The sequence below is a fragment of the Mesorhizobium sp. M2A.F.Ca.ET.039.01.1.1 genome, assembly GCF_003998035.1.
GTDB lineage: Bacteria > Pseudomonadota > Alphaproteobacteria > Rhizobiales > Rhizobiaceae > Mesorhizobium.
The window spans coordinates 1-6,880 of the sequence record NZ_RZRY01000333.1 but is presented as its reverse complement, the minus strand read 5'-3'; the positions used below and the strand labels follow the sequence as shown (position 1 = coordinate 6,880).

The following is a 6,880-nucleotide window of genomic DNA, read 5'->3' as shown; positions in this document are numbered from 1 at the left end:
CCTGGCGCAGCCCCAAGGAGCGCGACATGGACGAGGTGGTCGCCATGGTCGAGGGCGTGAAGGCGCTTGGCATGGAAACCTGCATGACGCTCGGCATGCTCGACCTCGATCAGGCGCAGAGGCTCAAGCGGGCCGGGCTCGACTACTACAACCACAACATCGACACCTCCGAGCGCTACTACAGCGAAATCATCTCGACCCGGACCTTTGCCGACCGGCTGGACACGCTTGCCAATGTCCGCGACAGCGGCATCAAGGTCTGCTGCGGCGGCATCGTCGGCATGGGCGAGGAGAAGGCCGACCGCATCGACATGCTGGTGACCTTAGCCAACCTGCCGGAACCGCCCGACAGCGTGCCGATCAACATGCTGATCCCGATCGAGGGCACGCCGCTCGGCGAGGCCGAACCGATCGAGCCGATCGAATTCGTGCGCACCATTGCGCTAGCCCGCATCATGATGCCGAAGTCGCATGTGCGGCTCTCTGCCGGCCGCACGGCGATGAGCGACGAGATGCAGGCGCTGTGCTTCTTCGCGGGCGCCAATTCCATCTTCGTCGGCGACACTTTGCTGACCGCCGAAAATCCGGGCGAGGACAAGGACAGCGCTTTGTTCCGCCGCCTGGGCATCAAGCCGATGGAGCGCGAAGCTCAGTGAAGGGCCGAGCGAACGGGCGAGCAATACTTGATCGCTACGAGGCCAGCCTCCGCGGGCTGGCCCGCAAGGACCGGTTGCGGAGCCTCAGTGGCCGCTCCGGCGCCGACTTCGCCTCCAACGACTATCTCGGCCTCGCGCGCTCGAAGCGTATGAGGGAGGCGGTCGCAGCGGCACTCGCCGCCGGCACCCCGGTCGGCGCGACCGGCTCGCGGCTCCTGCGCGGCAACGACCCCGAACATGAGGCGCTTGAGGCTAAGGCAGCCTGCTTCTTCGGCGCCGAGCGCGCGCTGTTCTTCGGCGGCGGCTATGTCGCCAATTTTGCGGTGCTCACAACCCTGCCCCAGAAGGGCGATCTGATCGTGCTGGACGAACTCATCCACGCCAGTGCGCATGAGGGCGCGCGCGCCGGCCGCGCCGACATGGCGGAGGCCGCGCATAACGATGCGGCCGCCGTGGAGGATGCAATCCGGACCTGGCGCGTGAAAGGCGGCGCCGGCCGGCCCTGGATCGTGGCCGAGAGCCTCTACAGCATGGACGGCGACCGGGCGCCGCTCGCTGAATTGATCGCGGTCGCCGACCGACAGGATGCATTCCTGTTCGTGGACGAGGCGCACGCCACCGGCGTCCACGGTCCGGACGGGCGTGGGCTCGCGCATGATCTTGAAGGCCGGGACAATGTCGTGGTGCTCCACACCTGCGGCAAGGCGCTGGGCGCCTCCGGCGCGCTGGTCACCGCGCCGGCGGTGCTGTGCGACTATCTCGTCAACCGCTGCCGTCCCTTCATCTATGCCACCGCGCCCTCGCCGCTGATGGCGGTGGCAGCGGCAACGGCGATCGACATCGTCGCCCAGGAGCCGGAGCGCCGTGAGCGGTTGGCTCGGCTGGTCGGGCTTGCAGGCAAGGGCGCCGAGGACCTTGGCTTGCCTGCCAGCGGTTCGCAGATCCTGCCGATCATCGTCGGCGACAATCGACGCGCCATGGCGTTGGCCGAGGCTTTGCAGGCGCGTGGGTTCGACGTGCGCGGTATCCGCCCGCCAACCGTGCCCGAGGGCACGGCGAGGCTCAGAATCTCGCTGACGCTGGACGTCGGCGAAGCCGACGTTTCGGCGCTGTTCGATGCGCTTGCCGAGGAATGGGACCGCACGCAATGACGGCACGCTTCATCGTGACCGGCACTGACACCGGGATCGGCAAGACCGTGTTTGCGGCCGGTCTCACGGGCCTGCTCGACGGCTTCTATTGGAAGCCGGTGCAATCGGGCCTCGGCGAGGAGACCGACAGCGAGGTCGTTGCCCGGCTTTCTGGCCTACCTTTAGGGCGCGTCCTGCCGGAAGTGTACCGCCTGAAGATGCCTCTGTCGCCGCATCGGTCGGCCGAAATCGATGGCGTCGCGATCGAGGCTGCAAAGCTCTCGCTTCCAGAGTTGCCGGGTCCGCTCATCATCGAAGGGGCTGGCGGGCTGATGGTGCCGCTCAATCGGCAGACGAGGTTCATCGATATCTTCCGGGACTGGCAACTGCCGGTTATTCTTTGCGCGCGCACCGCGCTCGGCACCATCAACCACACGCTGCTTTCGATCGAGGCTCTGCGCGCGCGCGCCATTCCGTTGCTCGGCGTCGCGTTCATCGGCGACGAGATGGCCGATACCCAAAAAACGATCGCCGAAATGGGCAGGGTGAGCGTGCTTGGTCGGCTGCCGCATCTCGACCCTCTGACGCCCGATGCACTTTCCGCAGCCATGCGGGCTTCGTTCAATGTCGCCGACTTGAGGGAGGTTCCACATTGAGCCGCTCCACTGTCTGGCATCCCTTCACCCAGCATGCCACCGAGCCGGTTCCGCCGACGATCGTGCGCACCGAGGGCGCCTATGTCGAGACGCGCGAGGGCAAGCGCATACTCGACGCGATCTCCTCCTGGTGGGTGATCACCCACGGTCATCGCCATCCGAAGATCGTGGAGGCGATCCGCGAGGCGACCGAGACGCTCGACCAGGTGATCTTCGCCGGCCTCAGCCACGAGCCGGCCGAGCAATTGGCCACGGCGCTGGTCGATATGACGCCGCCGGGTCTCGACTGGGTGTTCTATTCGGACAGCGGCTCGACCAGCGTCGAGGTGGCGCTGAAGATGGCGCTTGGCTTTCACCGCAACAATGGCTTCCCGCGCTCGCGCATCGTCGTGATGGAACACAGCTATCACGGCGACACCATCGGTACGATGAGCGTCGGCGCGCGCGGCGTCTTCAACGCCGCCTACGAGCCGCTGCTGTTCGAGGTCGACACCATCCCCTTCCCCGCGGCGGGCCGAGAGCAGGAAACGCTCGACGCCTTCCAACGGCTGGCGCGCGACCGCAAAGCTGCCGCGCTGATCGTCGAGCCGCTGGTGCTCGGGGCCGGCGGCATGCTGATCTATCCTGCTTCGGTTCTTGCTGAACTCAAGCGCATTGCTGAGCGCTCCGGGACGCTTTTCATCGCTGACGAAGTCATGACCGGCTGGGGCCGCACCGGCACCACGTTCGCCTGCGATCAGGCAGCGATCGCTCCCGACATATTGTGCACCTCCAAGGGGCTGACGGGCGGCTCATTGCCGCTTGCGGCGACGCTCGCCACCGATGCGGTCTTCCGAGCGCACTACTCAACCGATCGCGCCAGGACCTTCTTCCATTCGAGCTCCTACACGGCGAATCCGATCGCCTGCGCGGCAGCGCTCGCCAATGTCGGCATCTGGAACGATGAGCCCGTGGCGGAACGCGTGGCGGCGCTGGCGCGGATGCAAGCGGAGAAGGTCGCGCGATTCAGCCGGGATCCGCGTTTCGAGAATGTGCGCACGGCCGGCACGATCGCGGCGCTCGACCTTCGCGTTGGCAAGGCAGGCTATCTCGCCGAGGTGGGGCCAAGGATGCGCGCCTTCTTCCTCGAGCGCGGATTGCTGGTGAGACCGTTGGGCAACGTCATCTACGTGCTACCGCCCTATTGCGTCACGTCGGGCGAACTCGACCGGCTCTACGCGGCAATAGACGAGGCGGCCGAGCTTGCGGGCGACAAGAGATGAGCCGCACAGCGCGCATCATAGGCCTTGGCCATTCCGTGCCGGCGCACAGGGTCGGCAATGCCGAGATCGAGGCAAGCCTCGGGCTGGAGGCGGGCTGGATCGAGGGGCGCACCGGCATCCGCACACGCTTCTGGGCGGAGCCCGGCGACACGCTTTCCGGAATGGCAGCCAAAGCGGGCGAGATGGCACTGCAGGCTGCCGGCATCGATCGCAAGGAGATCGGCCTGCTGCTGCTGGCCACCTCGACCCCTGACCATCTGCTGCCGCCGAGCGCGCCGCTCGTGGCGCACAGGCTCGGGCTTAAAAAGGCCGGCGGAGTCGACCTGGCGGGCGCCTGCGCGGGGTTCATCTATGCCATGACCTTCGCCGACGGCTTCGTGCGTTTGCACAACAAGCCGGCCCTCGTCATCGCCGCCAACATATTGAGCCGCCGGATCAACCCGACCGAGCGGGCAAGCGCGGTGCTGTTTGCGGACGCCGCGGGCGCCGTGGTGCTGGCCCCGTCAAGCGACGCCGGCCACGGCATTCTCGGCGCCTCAGTTGCCTCGGATGGGTCCGCCTATGGCCTGATCCACATCCCGGCCGGCGGCAGCAACCGTCCTTTCGCGCAAGAGATCGACATCGCCGAAACCCGCATGACCATCGTCAATGGCCGCGACGTCTTCACTAAGGCGGTGGAGATGATGAGCCGCTGTGCAAACGAGGCGCTGGCGGCGACTGGCCTTTCGGCGCCTGACATCGCTCGTTTCGTGCCGCACCAAGCAAATGCCCGCATCTTCAACGCGGTCGGCAAGTCGCTCGGCATCGAGGATGAGCGCATCGTCAAGACCATAGCCGACTACGGCAACTCGTCGGCCGCAACGATCCCCCTGTCGCTGTCGGTTGCGCACTGCGCCAAACCTTTCGCGCCGGGTGAAAAACTGCTGCTGGCCGCTGCCGGCGCGGGGCTAACCGGCGGGGCGCTGGTGGTTGGCGTTTAGGTCGGAATCTCGTGCCTCTTGGGCCGTAAGCAGATCGTCCTCTTCCGAATGATTGAACTACTACTAGAAAGCCGACCTTTGCCGTGAACCCAATGCACAGCGGCCTCGTTCAGGATTTGGCCAAGGCGTGTTTCAGCGCTGCAGTTTCGTATAGTAAGCTTGGAGTTGTACTCAGCTCAGCCCGGTCGTGACGATCTGCGTCGTCGTCCACATGTGCGATGCTATCGCCGCGCAGGCGCGCGTGACATCTCGAGCAATGACAGCATCTGCGATATCCCTGTGCTCTTGCGCTACATCGCGTTCTGATCTTGCAAGCGGCACCGAGAGCTGACGGTAGCGCTCGCTTTGATCGTATAGCTGCGCACGTATCCGAAGCAGCCAGCGGTTGCCGCAGGCTGACACCAAAGCACGATGAAATTCACGATGGGCCTTGACCCAGCGCTGGTCCAGAACGGCAGCGTCATCGGGCATCGTGTACGGCGTGTGGCTGAGACGGTGGAGGGCAGCCACGATATCCGTTTCCCATTCGAGCCCGCCATTCTCAATCGCGAGCTTGAGGCACTCCTGTTCGACGCGGACGCGGGCGTCGGTCAACTCGGCCAGGTCTTCCGGAGACACGTCCGAGACCGTGTATCCACGCTGTGCCCTGGCGTCGACGAGGCCCTCGGCCGAAAGCTTCGACAGCGCTTCGCGGACAGCGCCCAAGCTCACCTCGTACTTCTGAACGAGAGCCTGGATGTTGATCTTGGACCCCGGAAGCATGCGGCACGAAATGATATCGTGGCGCAGCTGCTCGTAGACGTCGTTGGCAATCGTGCGGGCTATCGGATCCATGTCAATGTCGCTTGTCTGGCCGTCGAAGTGGTTCAAATGCATCAGGCATCGTGCCGCTTCTTGGCCGACTTGGGTCGAATGTCAAAGCCGCAAAAGTCATTCCGCCGTCCAGCCGCCGTCGACCTTGATCGAAGTGCCCGTCATCAATGCAGCAGCGTCCGAAGCAAGAAAGACAACGGCCCCCATCAGGTCCTCGACTCGACCAAGTCGGCCAAGCTTGATTTTGGATAATACCTCATCTCGAAAAGCTTTGCTTTCAAAGTAAGGAGCCGTCATCGGGGTCTCGATGAAGGTGGGGGCAATGCTGTTGACCCGGATGCCGTGCGGCGCGAGCTCAACAGCCATGGCCTTCACCAGTCCCTCCACCGCATGCTTCGACGCGCAATAGAGGGTTCGCGTTGCCATCGCGACATGACCCATCTGCGACGTCGTGAAAATAATCGAGCCCCGGATATGTTCGGCCAGCATTTTGCGAACAACGGCCTGGGCCGAGAAATAGGCAGCCTTGACGTTGAGATCCAGAACGATGTCATAGTCCGCCTCGGACACCTCGGCCATCAGCTTCGGCCTGTTGGTGCCCGCATTGATCACCGCTATGTCGAAAGCCGGCTGTCGCGCGATCAACTCGCCGGCTCCGGCAATGTCGGTAACGTCCAGAACAAGCGCCTCCGCCTTGCCGCCTCGAGCCCTCAGCTCCGTCGCGACCTCCTCCACCTTGCTCCTGGTCCGCGCGGCCAGCACCGTGTCGGCCCCCGCCTCCGATAGCGCTGCGGCCAAGGCCAGTCCGATTCCGCGTCCGGCGCCCGTCACCAAGGCGCGACGCCCGTCCAGCCGGAACGAGGGCACCTTCGGCAGCATAACGGGCGAGGCGTTCATTCCGCAGCCTCGGCATAAGGAATGTTGCGCGCGCCGTAGCGCCGCAGTCTCACATTCGCCTGCTCGGCGTGCCCGAGGAACCCCTCGAGGACGCAAAGCCGCGAGCAGTATTCGCCGATCATCACCGAGGCCTCGTCCGTGAGGACCTTTTGATAGGTGCAGGTCTTCAGGAACTTGCCTACCCAAAGCCCGCCCGTGAAGCGCGCCGTTCCCAATGTCGGGAGGGTGTGGTTCGTGCCAATCACCTTGTCGCCATAGGCGACATTCGTCCTCGGTCCGAGGAAAAGCGCTCCGTAATTGGTCATGCGCTGAAGAAAGTAATCGGGATCGCGCGTCATGACCTGCACATGCTCGGAAGCGATGCGGTCTGCCGCGCTCACCATTTCGTCTTGCGTGTCGCAAACGATCACCTGGCCGAAATCGGCCCATGCCTGCCTGGCGATCGATGCGGTCGGCAAGATGCCGAGAAGCCGCTCGACTTCGGCC

Annotated in this window: 8 protein-coding genes; 5 read left to right on the top strand and 3 right to left on the bottom strand. The window is 64.6% G+C overall.

Annotation, left to right across the window (positions count from 1 at the left end; genetic code table 11):
- The 5 genes from bioB to EOA24_RS22650 all read left to right on the top strand — a co-directional run.
- On the top strand, positions 1–656 hold a 656-nt coding region (bioB, locus tag EOA24_RS22670; RefSeq protein ID WP_127410086.1), incomplete at its 5' end, for a biotin synthase BioB.
- Complete coding sequence (locus EOA24_RS22665; protein WP_127410085.1) at positions 653–1,807, top strand: 8-amino-7-oxononanoate synthase; 1,155 nt, start codon at positions 653–655, stop codon at positions 1,805–1,807. The genes bioB and EOA24_RS22665, both read left to right, overlap by 4 nt.
- Positions 1,804–2,442 carry a dethiobiotin synthase gene (gene bioD, locus EOA24_RS22660; protein ID WP_127410084.1) on the top strand — a complete coding sequence of 213 codons (639 nt, stop codon included), beginning with the start codon at positions 1,804–1,806 and terminating at the stop codon, positions 2,440–2,442. Before EOA24_RS22665 ends, bioD begins: the two co-directional genes overlap by 4 nt.
- On the top strand, positions 2,439–3,704 hold the full coding sequence (locus tag EOA24_RS22655) for an adenosylmethionine--8-amino-7-oxononanoate transaminase (protein WP_127410083.1): 1,266 nt from the start codon (positions 2,439–2,441) through the stop codon (positions 3,702–3,704). Before bioD ends, EOA24_RS22655 begins: the two co-directional genes overlap by 4 nt.
- Positions 3,701–4,684, top strand: a complete 984-nt coding sequence (locus EOA24_RS22650; protein ID WP_127410082.1) for a beta-ketoacyl-ACP synthase III — start codon at positions 3,701–3,703, stop codon at positions 4,682–4,684. Before EOA24_RS22655 ends, EOA24_RS22650 begins: the two co-directional genes overlap by 4 nt.
- Before the next feature lie 171 nt (positions 4,685–4,855).
- Here EOA24_RS22650 and EOA24_RS22645 read toward each other — a convergent pair whose 3' ends face one another.
- The 3 genes from EOA24_RS22645 to EOA24_RS22635 form a co-directional block, all read right to left on the bottom strand.
- Positions 4,856–5,560 (bottom strand): FCD domain-containing protein, encoded by a 705-nt coding sequence (locus tag EOA24_RS22645; protein ID WP_210213598.1) that lies wholly within the window; start codon positions 5,558–5,560, stop codon positions 4,856–4,858.
- A gap of 54 nt (positions 5,561–5,614) precedes the next feature.
- Positions 5,615–6,394 carry an SDR family oxidoreductase gene (locus tag EOA24_RS22640; protein WP_127410081.1) on the bottom strand — a complete coding sequence of 260 codons (780 nt, stop codon included), beginning with the start codon at positions 6,392–6,394 and terminating at the stop codon, positions 5,615–5,617.
- Positions 6,391–6,880, bottom strand: a 490-nt coding sequence (locus EOA24_RS22635; protein WP_189354137.1) for a histidinol dehydrogenase, incomplete at its 5' end; no start/stop codon positions are given. The genes EOA24_RS22635 and EOA24_RS22640, both read right to left, overlap by 4 nt.

Bases quoted from the DNA above. Each gene is read 5' to 3' on its own strand.
- bioD (WP_127410084.1), top strand. From the start codon at position 1,804: ATGACGGCACGCTTCATCGTGACCGGCACTGACACCGGGATCGGCAAG.
- EOA24_RS22650 (WP_127410082.1), top strand. From the start codon at position 3,701: ATGAGCCGCACAGCGCGCATCATAGGCCTTGGCCATTCCGTGCCGGCG.
- EOA24_RS22645 (WP_210213598.1), bottom strand. From the start codon at position 5,560: ATGCATTTGAACCACTTCGACGGCCAGACAAGCGACATTGACATGGAT.
- EOA24_RS22640 (WP_127410081.1), bottom strand. From the start codon at position 6,394: ATGAACGCCTCGCCCGTTATGCTGCCGAAGGTGCCCTCGTTCCGGCTG.